The following is an 18,822-nucleotide window of genomic DNA, read 5'->3' as shown; positions in this document are numbered from 1 at the left end:
CATGAGGACCCGATACCGGCCGCACATCGGCATCGTCGGCCTCATCTATCTTGTCATCGGCCTGTTCGTGGCCTTCGACCGCGACTACATCGACGCGGACCTGATCCGCCGCGTCGGCAGTGCCCTACTGGCCGTCTTCCTGTGGTTCCTGATTCTGCTGGGCGTAGACCTACACATCCGCGCGTAGTTTCGCAGTCCCGGCCCACTTCGCTCACCTTGCGGCTCGCTACGTGACCGGGCCTGGGCGAACGCGACATCGTTTCGCGATCCGCCCGGTTCCGCTCACCTCCGGCGTCGCCGCACCGGGCGGGTAACGCGTTCGCGCGGGGCTGAGGCCACGTCGAGATCAGGCCCTGGTCAGAGGTCCGGACACGGGCCGTCGTCACCCCGCCGAACGACGGCCCGTGTCCGCTACGACAGACCCGCCTCGCGTTCCGGCCATAGACCGCAGAGTGCGTAAAGGGTTACCTTCCGCACATGACGACGAAGAACTGTAGTTGTGGACACGGCGGCGGCTGCTCCTGCCCGAAGGGATGCTCCTGCGGCTGCAACGGCTGACCCTACTTCGGGACGGGCGCGTACCAGAGCAGAGGGACCTCGGCGCGGGTGTCGTCCACGACACCGGTCGCCACGACGGCGGGGCCCAAGGTGGTCACCTCGGTGAGGCGCTGGTCGCCGGGGCCCGACAGACCCGGAACCCGGACGCGGCGCCAGGTGACACCGTCGGCCGACGCGAGGACGGCCCCGTCCTGACCCGAGGCGCTCGCCGTCACGACGAACCCGCTCGTCGTCGCGGTGACGGCGGTGGCGGCGACGTTCGCGCCGAGGCTCCGCGGCGCCCAGGTCATACCGCCGTCCCCGGACACCAGGGCCGTGGAGTCCGCGCCGATCGCCACCAGGACGTCACCGTGGGCGGCGACCTCCGTGAGCGGAGCCGGGGCGAGCCCGGGCGGTAGCTTCGCGGGCGTCCAGGCCGTCCCGTTCTGCGACGTCCACACGGCCGGTGCCGTACCGCGGCCGCCGACCGCCACATAGCCGCGCACCGTCGCCGTCACATCGGCCGGAGCGCCGTCCAGGACGCTCCGCCGCCACGCGGCGAGATCCGTGGAAAGCCACGCCGATCCGGCGCCGACCGCGACATGGCCGGCCGGTCCCGCGGCGACGGCCACGGGCGGCGGGCCGCCGGGGAACGGGGACCGCCGCCACACCGCCCCGTCCTGTGACGTCATCGCCAGCGGGCCGGGCGCCGCGCCGGAGGTGCGTCCCACGGCGAGCCAGCCCCGGTCTCCGCGGACGACGTCCGAGAGCCATCCCGGCGTGGCCGGGAACCGGGCTCTGGTCCACGCGCGGCCGTCGGGGGCGGACCAGATCGCGGCGCCCCCGTTCGTGGCGCCCACCGCGACGACGCGGCCGGGCCCCCCGGCGAGCGACCGGATCGAGCGGTCCGGACGGACGGCCCCCGGAACCGTCCGCAGGTCGACGCCCGACAGGTAGGCGTCGACGCCCTGCCGTCCGGAGATCAGGAGCGTGCCCGCGGACACCGTCAGGCCGCTGGTTCCCACCGCCGCCGGGACGGTGCCGCCCGGACGCCAGGCGCGGCCGTCGTCGCTGCGCAGGACGGCACGGGCACCCCTCGCGCCGCGGACGACGACCGCGAGACCGTCGCGGGTGCCGTCGAACCGCTCGATGCCCGAACCGCCGAACCGGCTCGCGGCCTGCCACCGCAGCCCGTCCGCCGAGGTGAACAGCACCCCGTACTGGCTGATCTTCCGCTTCTTCTTCCGCCGGACCACCTGCCGGGCCTCCCGGACGGTCGCGAACCCGCCCGGTCCGACCGTGAGGCCCTTCGTCGGGCCGTAGGAGCGCTGGGCCTGCGGCACCGTGACGGGCGTCCAGGTCCGTCCGGCGTCGGTGGAGCGCCAGAGGCCCTCGCCGAGCACCGTGCGCGCGACCTTCTTCCGGCCCTTCCGCACGGTGACCCGACGCGCGTGCGTGCCGTGCGCCACGAGCACGTCGCCGTGCGCGGCGACACGGTCGAGGCTCGTGACACCGTTGAGCCCCTCGACGCGCTGCCAGGTCTCGCCGTCCGGCGACGTCCACACGACGGCGCGACCGGACGAGTCGCCGACCGCGACGAAGCCGCTTCCCTTGTGGGTCAGGTCGTTCACCCTGTCGGTCGGCGCGAACCCGGTGCCGAGCCGCCGCTTCGTCCAGGTCGTGGCGTTCGTGCTCGTCCACGCCACCGGACCGCTTCCGCCGGCCGAACCGCCGAACGCCGCCCAGCGACCGGCCCCGCCCGCGACATGGCGCGGGACGTCGCCGAGCGTGGGGACGGAACCGTCCGCCGCGCGCACGCCCGCGACCGACCAGGTGCGTCCGGCGTCCGTGGAAAGGAGGAAACGGGCCCGTTCCCGCCCGGGGACGCCGGGGCCCTCGGTCCCGGCGGCGACGACGGTCGAGCCCGTGGAGGTGACGGCGGTGAGTTCCTGGACGAGCCCGTCGGTCGCGGCCGCCGGGTCGGGGGCGAACGACGCGTCGGCCGCCACCGCGCCGGGGACGGCCGGAACGTCCGGCTCCACGGACTCGCCACCGCCCCGGGTCACGCCGACGAGCACACCACCCGCGACCACGACGAGGCCCACCACCACGGCCGACCGCGACGCCGCCCTCCGCGACCCCGCCTTCTCGGGACGCGCCTTCTCGGGACGCGCCTTCTCGGGACGCGCCTTCTCGGGACGCGCCTTCTCGGGACGCGCCTTCTTCGCCCCTGTCTTCTCCGGACGCGTCGGAGCGGGCGGCGGCACAGGCTTCGGGGATCCCGCGACGTGCACGTCCTCGGGGTGGGGTTTCGAGCGGGCCGCGTCATCGGGCGCGTCGGTCGGCGGCGCGGCGGGCCGTTCCCTGGGCGGGGCGCCGTGGCCCCAGCTCAGCCCGGCGGTCCGCCACGCCTCGTAGGCGCGCTGCCAGGGCGACAGCGTCGCGGGCATTCCGGCGAGATCGCCGGCGACGCCGAACGTCAGTCTCCGCCGGGCCCGGCGGGAGCCCGCGGGCTCGTCCTCGGCCGTCACCCGGGCCTCGTGCTGCTCCGGAGTCCTCGCCGTCACACGCGCTCCTTCACGGTCCGCTCGGACCACCATCAAATCGCGCCACGCTCATCCATGTACGGACATCGACGTGAACGGCGGCCAATGGGGCCGCTGGAGCGTTCTATCACTTCAAGGGCGGCGTATACGATCTTTCGCTTCGATCGATCCCTTGTAGCCGTAACCCCGGATATGGATGACCGGTGAGCCGGCGGGCGGATCGCCGTGGACCTCGGCGGACACCCCCACACCGTCCGTCTCCACGCGCACACCCGGCGGGACGATGATCTCGACCGTGGACTTGTAGGCCAGCACCCGCAGCGTCGTGACACGGGCGTCCAGCTCGGCGGCGCGCAGGTCCAGCAGGCCGGTGCCCTTGTACACCGCGACCGTGAACCGTTCGGGCGGCCGCCAGCGCCCGGCCCGCCTGATGGAGCTCTTGTACGCGACCTGGAAGCGCCCCACCGGGCCCCGCTCGGCACTCCCCACGACGACCTCGCCCCTGCCGGACGGCAGGTCGGCGGCCACGGCGCCGAGCTCCCCGTGCGTGCGGGCCGCGAGCACCAGGTCCATGCGCTCGTCCAGCTCCGCCTCGTCCAGCCGCCCTTCCGCGAAGGCCGTGTGCAGCCGGACGAGCATCTCGTCGCGATCGCGATCCGAGGCCCGCACGGCCGGGGGGTGCCGCTCGGCGCTCATCGCATCTCTCCCTTCGGGTGCCTCCGCAGGATCGGCCCTCCACCGACGGGAGGGTCAAGGCCGACGAACAGTCGAGATGTATCGTAACCAGTTTCCGCTCGGTATTCGAGATATTGACCGCATCCGACGCGCGATCATGAATGCGCGGCCCTCGGACGTCCGTCCGCTAGATTCGGAAACGGCCCAGGAGCGAGGGGGGACGAATTCATGGGCGGGACGTCCGGTCGCGCGCACGGTCCGTACACCCTGTACGACCTGGACGCGCTCCCGGAGGAGGGCCGCCGCTACGAACTCGCCGACGGCTGGCTGAACGAACTCCCGGGCGACCTGTGGCACGACCACGCGGCGGACCAGTTGAAAGCCGTCCTCAAGGAAGCGGCCAGCCACGCGAACGCCGACGTCCACGTCGCCGGCGCCCCGCAGGACGTCACCACCCCCGCGGGCGTCCGCAAACCAGACGTCTTCGCCGTGAGCCGCGACACCGCCCGCGCCGCCCTGGAACGCCGGACCCGCACCTACTACGGTCCCGACCTCATCCTGGTCGCCGAGATCGTCACGCCCCGCACGGTCAGCGAGCAGATCGACCGCGTCCGCAAAGTCGACGAGTACGCCGCCACCGGAATCCCCCACTACTGGCTCGTCGACCTGGAGCCGCGCCCCACGATCACGCTCCTCGAACTCGTCGACGGCCGCTACGAGGTCACCGGCAGGGCCCGCTCCGGCGAAACCGTCACCCTGAACCACCCCTACCCCATGACGTTCGACCCGGCGCGCCTCTCCGAAATGGACTGAATGCATTCATTGCAGGCCCGGCCCACTGCGCTCGCATTGCGGCTGTGTTGTTTGCAGGAACGGCCCACTTCGCTCGCCTGGCGGCTCGCTACGTGACCGTCCCTGGGCGAACGCGGCATCGCTTCGCGATCCGCCCGGCTCCACTCGCCTTCGGCGTCGCTGCGCCGGGCGGGTCACGCGTTCGCGTGCTGGCTGGGGTCCCCGCTTCGAACACGATCTAGGCTCGGGGGGTGATGTTGTTGATGACGGTTGAGGGGTGGCGGGGGCAGCGGGGGCCTCGATTCGTGTTGTCCGAGGCGGGGGCGGTGTGGGCGCCCGCCGACGACGGCGGGGCGCTGGCCGTGGCCGACGACGTGTTCGCGGACGGGCAGGTCGTCGCGGTCACGCTCGACCCCGAGCCCGGCGCGATGCCGCCGCGCGGGGTGATCGACAGGACGGCGGCGTCCCGCGTCCGGTACGCGCGTCGCGGGCCCGACGGCCGGCATGTGGCGCTCCTCGACCGTCCGGCGACGGCCGAGGCGCTGGACCTGCTGCCGCACCCGGAGGGCGGATGGTTCCGGGAGACGTGGCGGTCGGAGGTGACCTTCACGCCGGACGGCTACCCGGGCGAGCGGGCGTCCGCCACCGGCATCTACTTCCTGCTGCCGCCGGGCGAGGAGTCGATGTGGCACACCGTCCGGTCCGCCGAGGTGTGGCTGTGGCACTCGGGCGGCCCGCTGACGCTGTTCCTCGGCGGCGACGGCGAACGGCCCACCGAGACGCCTGACCCGGTCACCCTGGGTCCGGACGTGCTCGGCGGGCAGGCGCCGCAGGCCGTCGTTCCGCCCGGGACCTGGCAGTCCGCGCGCCCCGCCGGGCCTACGGAAGTGCTGGTCAGCTGCGTCGTCTCACCCGGATTCGACTTCGCCGACTTCCGGGCGCTCGGCGGCTGACCGGCGCTGCCCGTCAGCAAGACCGTCAGTAGCTGACCGTCGCCTGGGGGCCGCTCATCGTCCGCATGATGTGCTCGATCAGCGTGATGAGCACCTGCTTGGCGTCCTCCCGGTCGCGCACGTCGCAGGAGATCACCGGAATGTCGGGGGACAGGTCGAGCGCGTCGCGGACCTGCTCGGGCGAGTGCCGGCCGGCCCCGTCGAACCGGTTCACGCCGACGATGAACGGGAGGCCGCGCCGTTCGAAGTAGTCCACCGAGGCGAAGCAGTCGGCGAGCCGCCGGGTGTCCACGAGGACGACGGCGCCGAGCGCTCCCTTGGCCAACTCGTCCCACATGAACCAGAAGCGGTCCTGACCGGGCGTGCCGAACACGAACAGGACGAGGCCGTTGGGCAGGGTGATCCGCCCGAAGTCCATCGCCACGGTCGTCGTCGTCTTGCCCGCGACCGCGCTGGTGTCGTCGATCCCGATGCTCTTCTCGGTCAGGGCCTCCTCGGTGCGCAGCGGGCGGATCTCGCTGACCGCGCTGACCAGGGTGGTCTTGCCGACGCCGAAACCACCGGCCACGAGGATCTTCACCGTCAGCGCGGACTCACCCTGGGCGGCGGCCGCGTCAGAGCGCACGGATTCCATCGATCACTTCCTTGAGTACGCGCTCGCTGGGGAACTGCGCCACCGGCGCGGGACGCCGGACCTGTAGCAGCGAGCGGTCGAGCAAGTCGCCGAGCAGGACACGGACGACCCCGAGGGGGAGTTCCAGATCCGACGCTATCTCGGCGACCGACAGCGGTGTGCGGCAAAGTTCCAAGATCATATGATGTTCGGGTGCCAGCGGCGACGCCGCGGCGGAGTCCTGTTCGGACTCCGGGGGGTCCACTGCGGCGATCAGCGCGACGAGGTCGAGATCCGCGCCCTCGTAGCGCGTGCGGCCTCCGGTGAGCGCGTACGGGCGGACGACCGGTCCCGCCGCGTCATCGTCTTCGTACCAGGTGCCGTCCCCCATGACGTCAACCGCCCGTCCCGGCCGCGGCCCGCGGGTCGGCCGACAGGTGCCGTCCGACGCGGGTGACGAGCATCGCCATCTCGTAGGCGATGATCCCGAGATCGGCGTCGGCGTCGGCGAGGACGGCCAGGCACGCGCCCTGCCCGGCGGCGGTCACGAACAGGAACGCCGACTCCATCTCCACGATCGTCTGCCGGACGGGCCCGCCGCCGAACGCCTCCCCGGCCCCCTTCGCGAGGCTCTGGAAGCTGGCGGCCACGGCGGACAGATGCTCGGACTCCTCACGGGACATTCCGCTGGAGGCCGCCATCCGCAGGCCGTCGCTCGACAGCACCACGGCGTTCTGCACCGGGGCGACCTTCTGGACGAGGCTGTCGAGCAGCCAGTCCAGCTCGCCTCCGGCTCCGCCCGGGGTCTCCGCACCGGACTGCTGGGCCTGTGTCATCGGGTGTCGCCCTCCTGGTCACCTGGTTTCGGAGCGGCCTGGGGTTTCGGCTTCCTGGCGGGTGGTCTCGCCTTCCTGGCGGATGGTCTCGGCCGCTTGGCGGGTGGTTTCGGTGCGGTCGGCGCCTCGGCGCCCTCCGCGTCCTGCCGGCCGCGTTCCCAGCCGCGCTGCATGGCGGACAGCATCGACCGCATCGCCTCGGGCGAGCGCTCCCCGCCCTCCTCGGCCCGGTCCTTCCCGGGGGCCGGGGCGGCGTCCGCCGGGACGGGCGCGGACAGCGGCATCGTCCCGGCCGGTTCGGGCGGGGCCTGGCGGCCCTGCGCGGCCAGGCGCGCGTCCACCCGCTGCTTCAGTTGGGGAGCCAGATGCTGTTGCCGCCGCCGCTTGGGCAGTTCGCCCTTCTTCAGCGGCGTCGCGGGCGGGGGCGGGGTCTCGGGTCCGGCCTGGGTCGTCTCCTTGGCCGTCTCCCTGGACGCCTCCTCGGCCGGGGCCTCGGCGACCAGCCGGACGACGCCGCCGGTCTCGGCGCCGCCGGAGGCGGCGGGCGGGCCCTGCACCGTCTGGATCGGCCCGGTCGCCCGGCGCGGGGGCTCGTCGGCGTTCTCCACGACGATCGTGCCGGGGATCAGCGCGACGGCGGTCGTCCCGCCGTAGGGGGACGGCCGGAGCGTCACCGTGATCGAGTGCCGTTCCGCCAGCCGCGCCACGACGAACAGCCCGAGCTGGGCGGTGTCGGACGGGTCGAACTCCGGCGGGCGGGCGAGCCGCTCGTTCGCGACGCGCATCGCCTCCTCGGTCATGCCGAGACCGCGGTCCTCGACCTCGATCGCGAACCCGTTGGCGACGGCCTGGCCGCTGACCCGCACCGGCGACTGCGGCGGCGAGAACGTCGTGGCGTTCTCCACCACCTCAGCGAGCAGGTGGATGACGTCGGCGACCGCGGAGCCGAGCAGCGCGACCCGCGGCAGCGGCTGCACCTGGACGCGTGGATAGTCCTCGACCTCGGCGACCGCGCCGCGCACCACGTCCACCAGCGGCACGGGACGGCGCCAGCCGCGCCCCGCCGTCCGTCCCGCCAGGATGACCAGGCCCTCGGCGTGCCGGCGCATCCGGGTCGCGAGGTGGTCGAGGCGGAACAGGTCCGACAGCTCGGACGGGTCCTCGGTGCGGCGCTCCATCGTGTCGAGCAGGCTGAGCTGGCGGTGCAGCAGCGCCTGGTTGCGGCGCGCGAGGTTGACGAAGACCTCGCTGATGCCGCGCCGGGCCGCGACCTCGCCCTCGGCGGCCAGCAGCACGGCGGCGCGGGCCCGGTCGAACGACTCGGCGATCTGGCGGATCTCGTCGATGCGGTAGGCGACGTCCGGCGCCGGTTCCGGTTCGGGGGCGCGCCCGGCGCGGATCTGCTCGGCCAGTTTCGGGAGCCGCTCGTGGGTGAAGGCCACGACGCCGGAGGCGAGGGTCCGGCACTCGCGCAGCAGCCGCCGCGAGACGCGGACCGCGAGCAGCGCCGACACGATGATGGCGACCAGCCCGAGGCCGCCGGTGAGGCCGAGCCGCAGGAACGCGTCGACCGCGTTCTCCCTGGCGTGCTCGGTGACGTCGTCGAGGACCTTGATTTCCAGGGCGTACAGGTCGGCGTTGGCGGTGTCGAACACCGACCGCCAGGTGGCGGGGTCGATGACCTCGGTGCGCGCCCTGGCCGGCGCGGTGGCCTGCCCGGCGCGGGGAGCCGCGCGGGTCCTGCGCGACTCGGCGGTCGCGGGCGGCTCGGCGCCGCGGACGACCTGGTCCTCCAGCTCCCGGAGCTGGACGAACCGCGCCGACCCCATGAGCTCGTCGTAGCGGGCGCGGTCGAGGTCCGGCAGGTTCGCCGCGGCGTCGGTGAACAGCATCCGCTGGGCCCCGACGAGCTGCGCGAACAGGCCGCGCTCGGCCGTGTTGACGCGCCCGGCGGCGAGCGCGCCGGTCAGCAGCGCGTCCTCGCGGGCCATGAACTCGCGGGCCCGGCCGATCTCGGTGAGGGTCCGGGAGTGCGCGGTGATGGAGCCGTCCCCGGGCGCGGTCGCGCCGTGGACGGCGAAGCTCGTGTCGATGAGGGTGTTGTAGTCGCGGAGGATCTGGCCGCGGTCGGCGGTCCGCTGGTCCACGTTCCGGCGGATCGTCTGGAGCGTGTCGAGGCCCCGGACGAGCGCGTCCACCCGCCGGACGGTCTGGGGCGGGAGCGCGTCGCGCAGGCCCTCGTCGCCGCTGCCCGCGCGGACGTCCGCCGCCGCCTTGTCGGTCGCCCGTCGCTGCTCCCGCATCGCTCCCGAGGCCGCGAGCCGTCCGCCGACGAGCTCGGCCATCGACAGGCGCCGCTCCTTCTGCAGTCCGTGGACGAGCCGTTGCATCGGCAGCAGGGTCTCCTGCTGGAACTTCCGGCTCTGGATGAGCTCGTTCGCGTCGCCGTAGGTCGTGCCGGTGAGGAAGACCCACAGCGAGGCCAGCGCCAGCAACGGCACGAGGACCAACAGCGTGATCCTCGCCCGGATGGAGGAGAATCGAGGAACCGTCACGGCTTCGGCCTCCGGGGGCGGGGCATGCGGGGTTTTCCTCCCGATCTGTGGGAGTAAGGGGCGTGCCGGAGCCTACTACGTGGGCGGGCGTTCCGGGCTGGCATCACCGCCTGCCGCGAAACGGTCACCCCCGGCACCATCGGGGCCCGGATAAACGAATCAACGGCCACGAGATTGCGGCAAAGCAGGATAATTTACATCATTTCGCACTGTTGTCCCGCGCCATTGCGCCATACTCTCGTTCTTCACCGACTGCTCGGCCCTCCGGCCGGCACGGGAAGGAGAGCACGATTCACACAGGCGACCACCACGTCCCCCACGCAGGCGACGGCGGCGACCGGGACGGGAGACCGAGACCCTGGACCGAGGGCGTCCGGGGCGAGGACGTTACGATGCCCGCCGTGAGTTCCGAGAGCCAGGCACCCGACGCGCTGCCGTCGCGGCGGCGCCGCGCCCCCCGTGGCGGCCGGCACCGCGGCGACGAGTCATTCCTGCTGCCCCCCGGACTGCCCACCCTGGTCCTGGCCGTGCCCGGCTCCGCCCGGCGGCCCGGCACCGATCTCGCCATCGAGCTCGTGCGGCTCGTCGAGATCGAGCACACCGGTCAGCCCGCCCGGGTCGGGTTCCTGGAGGGTGACGAGGCGAACCTGCACACGGTCCTCGCCGGGATGCGCCGCGAGGACGACGAGCTCGCGGCGGTGGTCGTCCCGTTGTCCACCGGTCCCGACCCGGCCCTGGACGCGGCCCTGCGCGCCATCGTCATGAACGCCCCGGCGCGGGCGGTCGCCGCCGAGCCGCTCGGCCCGCACCCGTTCATCGCCGAGGCCCTCCACGACCGGCTCGCCGACGCCGGCCTCGCCCGCGCCGACCGCATCCGGATGATGACGATGGTGACCGCCGCGTCCGGTGTCATCGTCGCCACCCCCGGCGACGTCACCGCCGTCCGGCAGGCCGAGGTCACCGGCGTGCTGCTGGCCTCCCGGCTCGCCGCCCCGGTGTTCACCGCCTCCCTGAACGACGAGTCGTCCGTCAAGGCCGCGGCGGAGCAGCTCCGCGCGGCGGGCGCCACGTCCATCGCGCTGGCCCCGCACCTGATCGGCCCGGAGCCGGACACGGCGCTCGTCGCGTCCGCCGCGGCCGCCGTGGGCTGCCCGTACTCCGCCCCGCTGGGCGCCCACCCGGCCCTGGCCCGCCTCGCCGCCCTCCGCTACGTCGAGGCGCTCTCCCTGGCGCTGGCCGAGTAGGGGCGGACCGGGCCGGACGTCCTCGCGGACGCCACGGCGTGTCCGCCCTCAGGTGGTGTGCCGCCGGATCAGCGGGCCCATCTGCTCCATCATGTTCCGGTACACCGTCATCGGCTCGGCCGCGTTGATGGCCTCCCAGTGGTCGCGGACGTCCTCCGCCGACAGCGTCTCCCGCCGCGCGTAGCCGGGGCCCTCCGCCACGAAGATCTTCGCGACGCGGCCGCCGCCGACGGTGTAGACCTCGCCGGACTCCCGGTTGGACTCGTGGACGAGGTAGGTCACGAGCGGCGTGACCTGCTCGACGCCGAGCCGGTCGGCGAGGTCGGCGGGCAGCAGGTCCTCGGTCATGCGGGTCCAGGCGATCGGCGCGATGGCGTTGGCCCCGATGCCGTACTTGGCGCCCTCGTGCGCCAGGGTCCGGGTGAGCCCGACCAGGCCCATCTTGGCGGCGGCGTAGTTGGCCTGGCCGAAGTTGCCGAACAGGCCCGCCGGGGACGAGGTGTTGACGACCCGCCCCTGGCCGCTCTCGCGCAGGTGCGGCCAGGCGGCGGCGGAGACGAGGAACGAGCCGCGCAGGTGCACCGCGACGACCGCGTCGAACTCGTCCACGGTCATGTTCTTCACCGACCGGTCGCGCAGGATGCCCGCGTTGTTGATCACGATGTCGAGCCCGCCGAACGCCTCCAGCGCGGACCGGACGATCGACTCCGCGCCGTCCGGGGTCGCGACGTCGCCGGAGTTCGCGACGGCCTCGCCGCCGTTCGCGGTGATCTCGTCCACGACCCGCTGGGCCGGACCGGCCGAGGCGCCGGCACCCGACCGGTCGCCGCCGACGTCGTTGACGACGACCCGGGCGCCACGCGCGGCGAGTTCCAGCGCGTGCCGCCGGCCGAGACCGTGGCCCGCGCCGGTCACGACCGCGACCCGGTCGTCGAATAGCAGTTCCGACATTCCCGTCTCCTCCCGTCCCGCCGGACGTCCCTCCGGCCGCACCCGGGTCACCATCCGGGTCACCCAGTGGTACCACCGGACCGAATCTCGCTCGGCTGCGGCCCCCGGTTCGCCCTCCGCACTGGACGAGAAATCTTGCCCGCGTACGATGGGAGTTGTCAGAAAGTTGCATGGAAAGCCCCATTTCGCCCTCTGACCGGCGCAGTCTCCTCGCGAGGAGCAACGGAGGTCCCGTCCCATGAGCACTTTCGACGCGGTCAACCCGGGCCCCCGCCCGTACCGGGTGGTGCAGTGGGCGACGGGGGCGATGGGACGCTGCGTGATCAGGGGCGTCCTGGACCGGCCCGACATGGAGCTGGTCGGCGCCTGGGCGCACACCCCCGCCAAGGCGGGCGTCGACGCCGGCGTCCTCGCCGGACGAGACCCCGTCGGCGTCGCCGCGACCGGCGACCTCCAGGACATCCTCGACCTCGACGCCGACTGCGTCGTCTACGCCGCGACCCCGGCCCTCGACCGGTACGCCGAACTGGATCTCATCTGCTCGCTGCTGGCGTCCGGCAAGAACCTGATCGCCACGAACGGCTACGTCTACCCGCAGGCGCACGGCCCGCTGTTCGCCGGCGAGCTGGAACAGGCGTGCAAGCGGGGCGGCGTCTCGGTGCACGGCAGCGGGGTCAGCAGCGGGTTCATGGCCGACGTCATGCCGCTGGTGCTGTCGCGGCTCTCCCGCGGCATCACCCATGTCTACGTTCGGGAATGCACCGACTTCTCCCGGCATCCGTCCTGGCAGATGGTCCACCACATGATCGGGTTCGGCAGGGACGAGGACGCCTACCTGCGGGCGCTGCGGCCCGTCCGCACCGCGATGTGGGCGCTGTTCACCGAGAGCCTCCACCTGATCGCGACCGGACTCGGCGTCGACCTCGACGAGATCGACATGGACGTGGAGCACCGGCTCGCCCGCGTCGACCTCGCCATCGCCGCCGGACCGATCCCGCGCGGCACCGTCGCCGCCGCCCGCTGGACCTTCAGCGGCCTGGCCGCCGGACGGCCCGTGATCACCGTCGAGATCGTGCACCGGGCAGACGCGTCCCGGACGTCCGACGAGTGGGGCCGTCCCGGCTACTCCCTGCGCGTGGACGGCCGCCCGTCCGTCACGCTGGCGGCCGGCGAGGACTGGGTGTCCGACCCGATCGCCGCGGCGGCCGCCCACGTCCTGAACTCCGTCCCCGTCGTCTGCGCCGCCCCGCCCGGCATCCGCACCCACCTCGACCTGCCGGTGGTCTGCGGCCGCATGCGAGTCTGAAGGGAGAGCGAAGGGAGCGCGCCATGACCACACGAGAGGTCGAAGAAGGACACTTCGTCCGGCAGCCGAACCGCTTCACCGAGCGGATCACCGCGGACGGAACCGGCGGCCTGCCCGCCGAACCCGGCCGCTACCGGCTCTTCGTCTCCTACGCGTGCCCGTGGGCGCAGCGCAGCATGATCGTCCGGCGGCTGCTGGGCCTGGAGGACGTGATCGGCCTCGCCGTCGTCGACCCGATCCGCGACGAGCGCGGCTGGCGGATCCCCGGCCGCGACCCCGTCACCGGCGTGGAGTTCCTCTCCGAGCTCTACCTGCGCACCGACCCGTCCTTCGTGGGACGCTTCACCGTCCCGTGCGTCTGGGACACCGTGACGGAACGCCTGGTGACCAACGACTTCCCCGCCATCACCACGATGATGGAGACCGAGTTCACCGCCCACCACCGTCCCGGCGCGCCCGACCTGTACCCGGAGGCCCTCCGCCCCGAGATCGACGAGCTGGACCGCCGCGTCTACACGACCGTCAACAACGGCGTCTACAAGGCCGGGTTCGCCACCGCCCAGGACGCCTACGAGGAGGCCTTCGACGCCCTCTTCACCACCCTCGACGACCTCGAGGAACGCCTCGCGCACCGGCGGTACCTGCTCGGCGACGAGATCACCGAGGCCGACGTCCGCCTCTACACCACGCTCGCCCGCTTCGACGCCGTCTACTACTCGCACTTCAAGTGCAACCTGCGCCGCCTCGTCGACTACCCGAACCTCTGGGCCTACGCCCGCGACCTGTACGCGATCCCCGCGTTCGGCGAGACCACCGACTTCGACCACATCAAGCGGCACTACTACGTGACGCACCCCCACATCAACCCGTCGGGCATCGTCCCGAAGGGACCGTTCCTCGACTGGACGGCCCCCCACAACCGGGAACGTTGACTCCATCTCCTCGTTATGCTGACGGATCTCTAGCAACCCGATGAGAAGGAACGAACCCGACCATGCGCAGCCAGTTCTTCGGAAACCTTGATCAGGGACAGCAGCTCCCCGGCCACTTCGCGCTCCAGAACTCCAAGATGCTCAGAGTCCACCTCAACGGGGAGGTCCTGGCGCGGCAGGGCTCCATGGTCGCGTTCCAGGGCCAGATGGAGTTCGACTACGAGGGTTCCGGCGGCATCGGCAAGTTCATGAAGAAGGCCCTGACCGGCGAGGGCGTCCCGCTGATGCGCGTCAAGGGCCAGGGCCTGCTGTTCTGCGCCAACGACGCCGACGACATCCACCTGTTCTACCTGGAGAACGAGGGCATCACCGTCAACGGCAAGAACATCCTCGGTTACGACGCGCACCTCCAGTCGGACATCCAGCGCGTCCAGGGCGCCGGGATCGCGGCGGGCGGCCTCTTCAACACCACCCTGACGGGCACCGGCTGGGTCGCGCTCACCACCCACGGCACGCCCGTGATGCTCGACTGCGGCCGCGCCCCGACCTTCGCCGACGGCCAGTCCGCCGTCGCGTGGAGCACCAGCCTCCAGGTCGGCGTCAACCGCACCTTCAAGGCCGGCGCCCTCATCGGACGCGGCAGCGGCGAGGCCATGCAGCTCGCCTACCAGGGCCAGGGCTTCGTCCTCGTCCAGGCAAGCGAAGGCCCCACCGTCCCCCACCACACCCACTGACGCGTAGGCAGCTCGTCACCCGACGACCCCGACCACCAGGCCTCAGCCACGCACCGACCCCAACGGGCGCGATCGCGTGCGAAGCCAGGTTCGAGCTTGCGAGAACCTGATCGCGCAGCGAGCCGCAAGGCGAGTCGGAGCGATGCTAGCGATCGCACGCAGTGCACGACGATGGAGGCCCGCCAGGGCCGAAGGAGGAGTGGACTGCAATGAACACTGTCGAAGCTGAGGCCCCGGCTTCGGCGGGTTCGGCCGGGGTCGGACACCGCGCGGCGGGGGGTTAACGGCCCTACTGGCCTGGGAGGGGGTCGGAGGCGAGTAGCCTTGATTGGTCTTAGAAATTACCTGCGAGCTGCGGAAGAGGGCGATCTCCGCCGTGTCGACAGAGTCGTCGCAAACAAGTGCCGACCCCAAGATGACAGATTTCGGTGCCAACGAGTGGCTGGTCGACGAGCTGTACCAGAAGTACCTCGAAGACCCGAACTCGGTTGACGAGGCCTGGTGGAACTTCTTCGCGGACTACCAGCCGGACAGCCGGCCCACGTCCGTGACCCCCGCCTCCCCCCAGGCGCCGACCGAGATCGCGGCCGGGAAGGCCGCGAACGGCACCGCGGCCGCTCCGCCGACACCGCAGCAGCCCGTGAAGCCCCCGGCCAGGCCCGAGCCGAAGGGCGAGCGGAAGCCCGCCCCGCCGCCGGTGCCCGCGGGCGCCGAGGAGGTCCGGTTGCGCGGGGTCGCCGCCCGGACGGCGTCCAACATGGAGGCCAGCCTGGGCGTGCCGACGGCGACGAGCGTGCGCGCCGTCCCGGCGAAGTTGCTGATCGACAACCGCATCGTCATCAACAACCATCTGAAGCGCGGGCGCGGCGGCAAGGTCTCGTTCACCCATCTGATCGGTTACGCGATCGTCAAGGCGCTCGCGGTGATGCCGGAGATGAACGCGGCGTTCACCGAGGTGGACGGCAAGCCCGTGCTGATCAGGCCGGAGCACGTGAACTTCGGGTTGGCGATCGACCTCCAGAAGAGCGACGGGTCCCGGCAGCTCGTGGTGCCGAGCATCAAGGCCGCCGAGACGCTCGACTTCCGCCAGTTCTGGGCCGCCTATGAGGAGATCGTCCGCAAGGCCCGCGGCGGCAAGCTCACGTTGGACGACTTCCAGGGCACGACGATCAGCCTGACGAACCCGGGCACGATCGGCACCGTCCACTCGGTGCCGCGGCTGATGCCGGGCCAGGGGACGATCATCGGTGTGGGCGCCATGGAGTACCCGGCGGAGTTCGCCGGCGCTTCCAGCGACACGCTGTCGCGCATGGGGATCAGCAAGGTCATGACGCTGACCTCCACCTACGACCACCGGATCATCCAGGGCGCGCAGTCCGGCGACTTCCTGCGCCGCATCCACGAGCTGCTGCTCGGCGCGGACGGCTTCTACGACGAGATCTTCGAGGCGCTGCGCATCCCGTACGAGCCGGTGCGCTGGGTGAAGGACATCTCCGCCACCCACGAGGACGACGTCGCGAAGGTCGCCCGCGTCCACGAGCTGATCCACGCCTACCGGGTCCGCGGCCATCTGATGGCCGACACCGACCCGCTGGAGTACAAGCAGCGCCGCCACCCCGACCTCGACATCCTCAAGCACGGCCTCACCCTGTGGGACCTGGAGCGCGAGTTCGCGACCGGCGGGTTCGGCGGGAAGCCGACCATGCAGCTGCGCGAGATCCTCGGCGTGCTGCGGATGGCGTACTGCCGGACGGTCGGCATCGAGTACATGCACATGCAGGACCCGGAGGAGCGCGCCTGGATCCAGGAGCGCGTGGAGGTCCCGCACGACAAGCCGTCCCGCGAGGAGCAGCTGCACGTGCTGCGGCGGCTGAACAGCGCGGAGGCGTTCGAGACGTTCCTGCAGACGAAGTTCGTCGGGCAGAAGCGGTTCTCGCTGGAGGGCGGCGAGTCCGTCATCCCGCTGCTGGACGCGGTGATCTCCGCGGCGGCGAAGGAGAGCCTGGACGAGGTCGTCATCGGGATGGCGCACCGGGGACGGCTGAACGTCCTCGCCAACATCGTCGGCAAGTCCTACGGGCAGATCTTCGGCGAGTTCGAGGGCAACCTCGACCCGCGCAGCGCGCAGGGCTCCGGCGACGTGAAGTACCACCTCGGCGCGTCCGGCGACTTCGTCGCCGACGACGGCTCCAAGATCCACTGCGAGCTGGTGGCGAACCCGTCGCACCTGGAGACGGTCGACCCGGTGCTGGAGGGCGTCGTCCGCGCCAAGCAGGACCTCCTCGACGTCGGTGAGGCCGGGTTCAGCGTGCTGCCGATCCTCGTCCACGGCGACGCGGCGTTCGCCGGGCAGGGCGTCGTGGCGGAGACGCTGAACCTGTCGCAGCTGCGCGGCTACCGCACCGGCGGCACCGTGCACGTGATCATCAACAATCAGGTGGGCTTCACGACCGCGCCGGAGTACTCGCGGTCCAGCGTCTACTCCACGGACGTGGCCCGGATGATCCAGGCGCCGATCTTCCATGTGAACGGCGACGACCCGGAGGCGTGCGCGCGGGTCGCGCTGCTGGCGTTCGAGTACCGGCAGACGTTCAAGAAGGACGTCGTCATCGACATGGTGTGCTACCGGCGGCGCGGGCACAACGAGGGCGAGAACCCCTCGTTCACACAGCCGCTGATGTACGACCTGATCGACGCGAAGCGGTCGGTGCGCAAGCTGTACACCGAGGCGCTGATCGGTCGCGGCGACATCACCGTCGAGGAGGCCGAGCAGGCGCTCCGCGACTACCAGGAGCAGCTGGAGCGAGCGTTCACCGAGACGCGCGAGGCGGTGAAGAAGCCGCTGGAGCCGGGTTCGGTGGTGAAGCCGGACGTCGAGGAGAGCATCCCGATCGACCATGGCGGCGCGGGTTCGGCGATCCCGGCGGAGACCGTCAAGCGGATCATCGAGTCGCAGGTCAGCCTGCCGGAGGGCTTCACGCCGCATCCGCGGCTCCAGCCGATCCTGCAGCGCCGCGCGCAGATGATCGAGGACGACGCGATCGACTGGGCGACCGGGGAGCTGCTGGCGTTCGGATCGCTGCTGATCGACGGTCATCCGGTGCGGCTCGTCGGGCAGGACACCCGGCGCGGGACGTTCGGCCAGCGGCACGCGGTGCTCGTCGACCGCAAGACGGGTGAGGAGCACACGCCGCTCAAGCAGTTCGGGCACGGCGTGTCGAAGTTCTACGTCCACGACTCGCTGCTCAGCGAGTACGCGGCGATGGGCTTCGAGTACGGCTACTCCATGACCCGCCCGGACGCGCTGGTCTGTTGGGAGGCGCAGTTCGGCGACTTCGCGAACGGCGCCCAGTCGATCGTGGACGAGTACATCTCGTCCGGCGAGCAGAAGTGGGGCCAGCACTCCAGTGTCGTGCTGCTGCTGCCGCACGGTTACGAGGGGCAGGGTCCCGACCACTCGTCCGCGCGGATCGAGCGTTACCTCCAGCTCTGCGCGCAGGACAACATGACGGTCGTGTACCCGACGACCCCGGCGAACTACTTCCACCTCCTGCGCTGGCAGGTGCTGTCGGGCCGGAAGAAGCCGCTGATCGTGTTCACGCCGAAGTCGCTGCTGCGGTTGAAGGCGGCCACGTCGCCGGTGGCGCAGATCACCGGCGGCGCGTTCCAGCCGGTCATCTCGGAGGCCGACCCGGCGATCGACCCGGCGGGGGTGCGGCGCGTGCTGCTCACCACCGGCAAGATCTACTACGAGGTGGTGAAGGCGCGGCAGGAGGCGGGCGCGACCGACACGGCGGTCGTCCGGATCGAGCGGCTGTACCCGCCGCCGGTGGACGAGATCAGGGCGGAGCTGGCGAAGTACCCGTCGGACGTCGAGGTCGTGTGGGTGCAGGACGAGCCGGCGAACATGGGCGCCTGGCCGTTCATGGCGTTGAAGCTGCCGCACCACATCGAGGGGCTGCGGATGTCGCGGGTGTCGCGCCCGGCGTCCTCGTCCCCGGCCGTGGGGTCGGCGAAGCTGCACCAGGCCGAGCAGGAGGCGCTGATCGCCCGCCTGTTCGGGCAGAAGTAGGTCCCTGGACGGTTCGAGCCGAGGGCTCCGGTGCGCGACACCGGGGCCCTCGGCCGTCTCCGGCAGGGAGTTGTTC

The 18,822-nt window shown here is 71.9% G+C and carries 15 protein-coding genes; 8 read left to right on the top strand and 7 right to left on the bottom strand.

What is annotated here, in order from left to right; translation table 11 throughout:
- Position 1: 1 nt before the first annotated feature.
- Positions 2-187, top strand: coding sequence for a hypothetical protein (locus tag D0T12_RS16215; RefSeq protein ID WP_117400368.1), 186 nt, complete (start codon positions 2-4; stop codon positions 185-187).
- 373 nt (positions 188-560) lie between these two features.
- Here D0T12_RS16215 and D0T12_RS16210 read toward each other — a convergent pair whose 3' ends face one another.
- Positions 561-3,104 carry a hypothetical protein gene (locus tag D0T12_RS16210; protein WP_117400367.1) on the bottom strand — a complete coding sequence of 848 codons (2,544 nt, stop codon included), beginning with the start codon at positions 3,102-3,104 and terminating at the stop codon, positions 561-563.
- Positions 3,105-3,215: 111 nt separating this feature from the next.
- Positions 3,216-3,779 carry a DUF1707 SHOCT-like domain-containing protein gene (locus tag D0T12_RS16205; RefSeq protein ID WP_117400366.1) on the bottom strand — a complete coding sequence of 188 codons (564 nt, stop codon included), beginning with the start codon at positions 3,777-3,779 and terminating at the stop codon, positions 3,216-3,218.
- A 207-nt stretch (positions 3,780-3,986) separates the two neighbouring features.
- Between D0T12_RS16205 and D0T12_RS16200 the strand changes: the two genes are divergently transcribed.
- Complete coding sequence (locus D0T12_RS16200) at positions 3,987-4,571, top strand: Uma2 family endonuclease (RefSeq protein ID WP_117400365.1); 585 nt, start codon at positions 3,987-3,989, stop codon at positions 4,569-4,571.
- A gap of 242 nt (positions 4,572-4,813) precedes the next feature.
- Entirely contained in the window at positions 4,814-5,503 is a 690-nt protein-coding gene (locus D0T12_RS16195; protein WP_325050810.1) for a cupin domain-containing protein, read from the top strand.
- Between the two features lie 25 nt (positions 5,504-5,528).
- Here the strand turns inward: D0T12_RS16195 and D0T12_RS16190 are convergent, their stop codons facing one another.
- The 4 genes from D0T12_RS16190 to D0T12_RS16175 are packed head-to-tail and all read right to left on the bottom strand — an operon-like array spanning position 5,529 to position 9,507.
- Positions 5,529-6,137 (bottom strand): GTP-binding protein, encoded by a 609-nt coding sequence (locus D0T12_RS16190; RefSeq protein ID WP_117400363.1) that lies wholly within the window; start codon positions 6,135-6,137, stop codon positions 5,529-5,531.
- A complete protein-coding gene (locus tag D0T12_RS16185; protein ID WP_117400362.1) occupies positions 6,118-6,507 on the bottom strand; it encodes a DUF742 domain-containing protein in 390 nt (129 codons plus the stop codon). Before D0T12_RS16185 ends, D0T12_RS16190 begins: the two co-directional genes overlap by 20 nt.
- Before the next feature lie 4 nt (positions 6,508-6,511).
- Positions 6,512-6,952, bottom strand: a complete 441-nt coding sequence (locus D0T12_RS16180) for a roadblock/LC7 domain-containing protein (RefSeq protein WP_117400361.1) — start codon at positions 6,950-6,952, stop codon at positions 6,512-6,514.
- On the bottom strand, positions 6,949-9,507 hold the full coding sequence (locus tag D0T12_RS16175; RefSeq protein ID WP_117400360.1) for a nitrate- and nitrite sensing domain-containing protein: 2,559 nt from the start codon (positions 9,505-9,507) through the stop codon (positions 6,949-6,951). Before D0T12_RS16175 ends, D0T12_RS16180 begins: the two co-directional genes overlap by 4 nt.
- 401 nt (positions 9,508-9,908) lie before the next feature.
- On the opposite strand from D0T12_RS16175, the gene D0T12_RS37030 reads away from it, so the two are divergent.
- Complete coding sequence (locus D0T12_RS37030) at positions 9,909-10,751, top strand: sirohydrochlorin chelatase (RefSeq protein WP_117400480.1); 843 nt, start codon at positions 9,909-9,911, stop codon at positions 10,749-10,751.
- Between the two features lie 48 nt (positions 10,752-10,799).
- Here the strand turns inward: D0T12_RS37030 and D0T12_RS16165 are convergent, their stop codons facing one another.
- Positions 10,800-11,702 (bottom strand): SDR family oxidoreductase, encoded by a 903-nt coding sequence (locus D0T12_RS16165; RefSeq protein ID WP_117400359.1) that lies wholly within the window; start codon positions 11,700-11,702, stop codon positions 10,800-10,802.
- Between the two features lie 238 nt (positions 11,703-11,940).
- Between D0T12_RS16165 and D0T12_RS16160 the strand changes: the two genes are divergently transcribed.
- The 4 genes from D0T12_RS16160 (at position 11,941) to D0T12_RS16145 (ending at position 18,746) form a co-directional block, all read left to right on the top strand.
- A complete protein-coding gene (locus D0T12_RS16160) occupies positions 11,941-13,008 on the top strand; it encodes an NAD(P)H-dependent amine dehydrogenase family protein (RefSeq protein WP_117400358.1) in 1,068 nt (355 codons plus the stop codon).
- Between the two features lie 23 nt (positions 13,009-13,031).
- On the top strand, positions 13,032-13,940 hold the full coding sequence (locus D0T12_RS16155) for a glutathione S-transferase family protein (protein WP_117400357.1): 909 nt from the start codon (positions 13,032-13,034) through the stop codon (positions 13,938-13,940).
- Positions 13,941-14,002: 62 nt separating this feature from the next.
- A complete protein-coding gene (locus D0T12_RS16150) occupies positions 14,003-14,674 on the top strand; it encodes an AIM24 family protein (protein WP_117400356.1) in 672 nt (223 codons plus the stop codon).
- A gap of 415 nt (positions 14,675-15,089) precedes the next feature.
- Complete coding sequence (locus D0T12_RS16145; RefSeq protein ID WP_407642085.1) at positions 15,090-18,746, top strand: multifunctional oxoglutarate decarboxylase/oxoglutarate dehydrogenase thiamine pyrophosphate-binding subunit/dihydrolipoyllysine-residue succinyltransferase subunit; 3,657 nt, start codon at positions 15,090-15,092, stop codon at positions 18,744-18,746.
- Positions 18,747-18,822 lie beyond the last annotated feature (76 nt).

This window comes from Actinomadura spongiicola, from assembly GCF_003432485.1.
In the GTDB taxonomy this organism is placed as follows: domain Bacteria; phylum Actinomycetota; class Actinomycetes; order Streptosporangiales; family Streptosporangiaceae; genus Spirillospora; species Spirillospora spongiicola.
The sequence above is the reverse complement of the archived record's forward strand: the minus strand, read 5'-3'. Positions and strand labels throughout refer to the sequence as shown.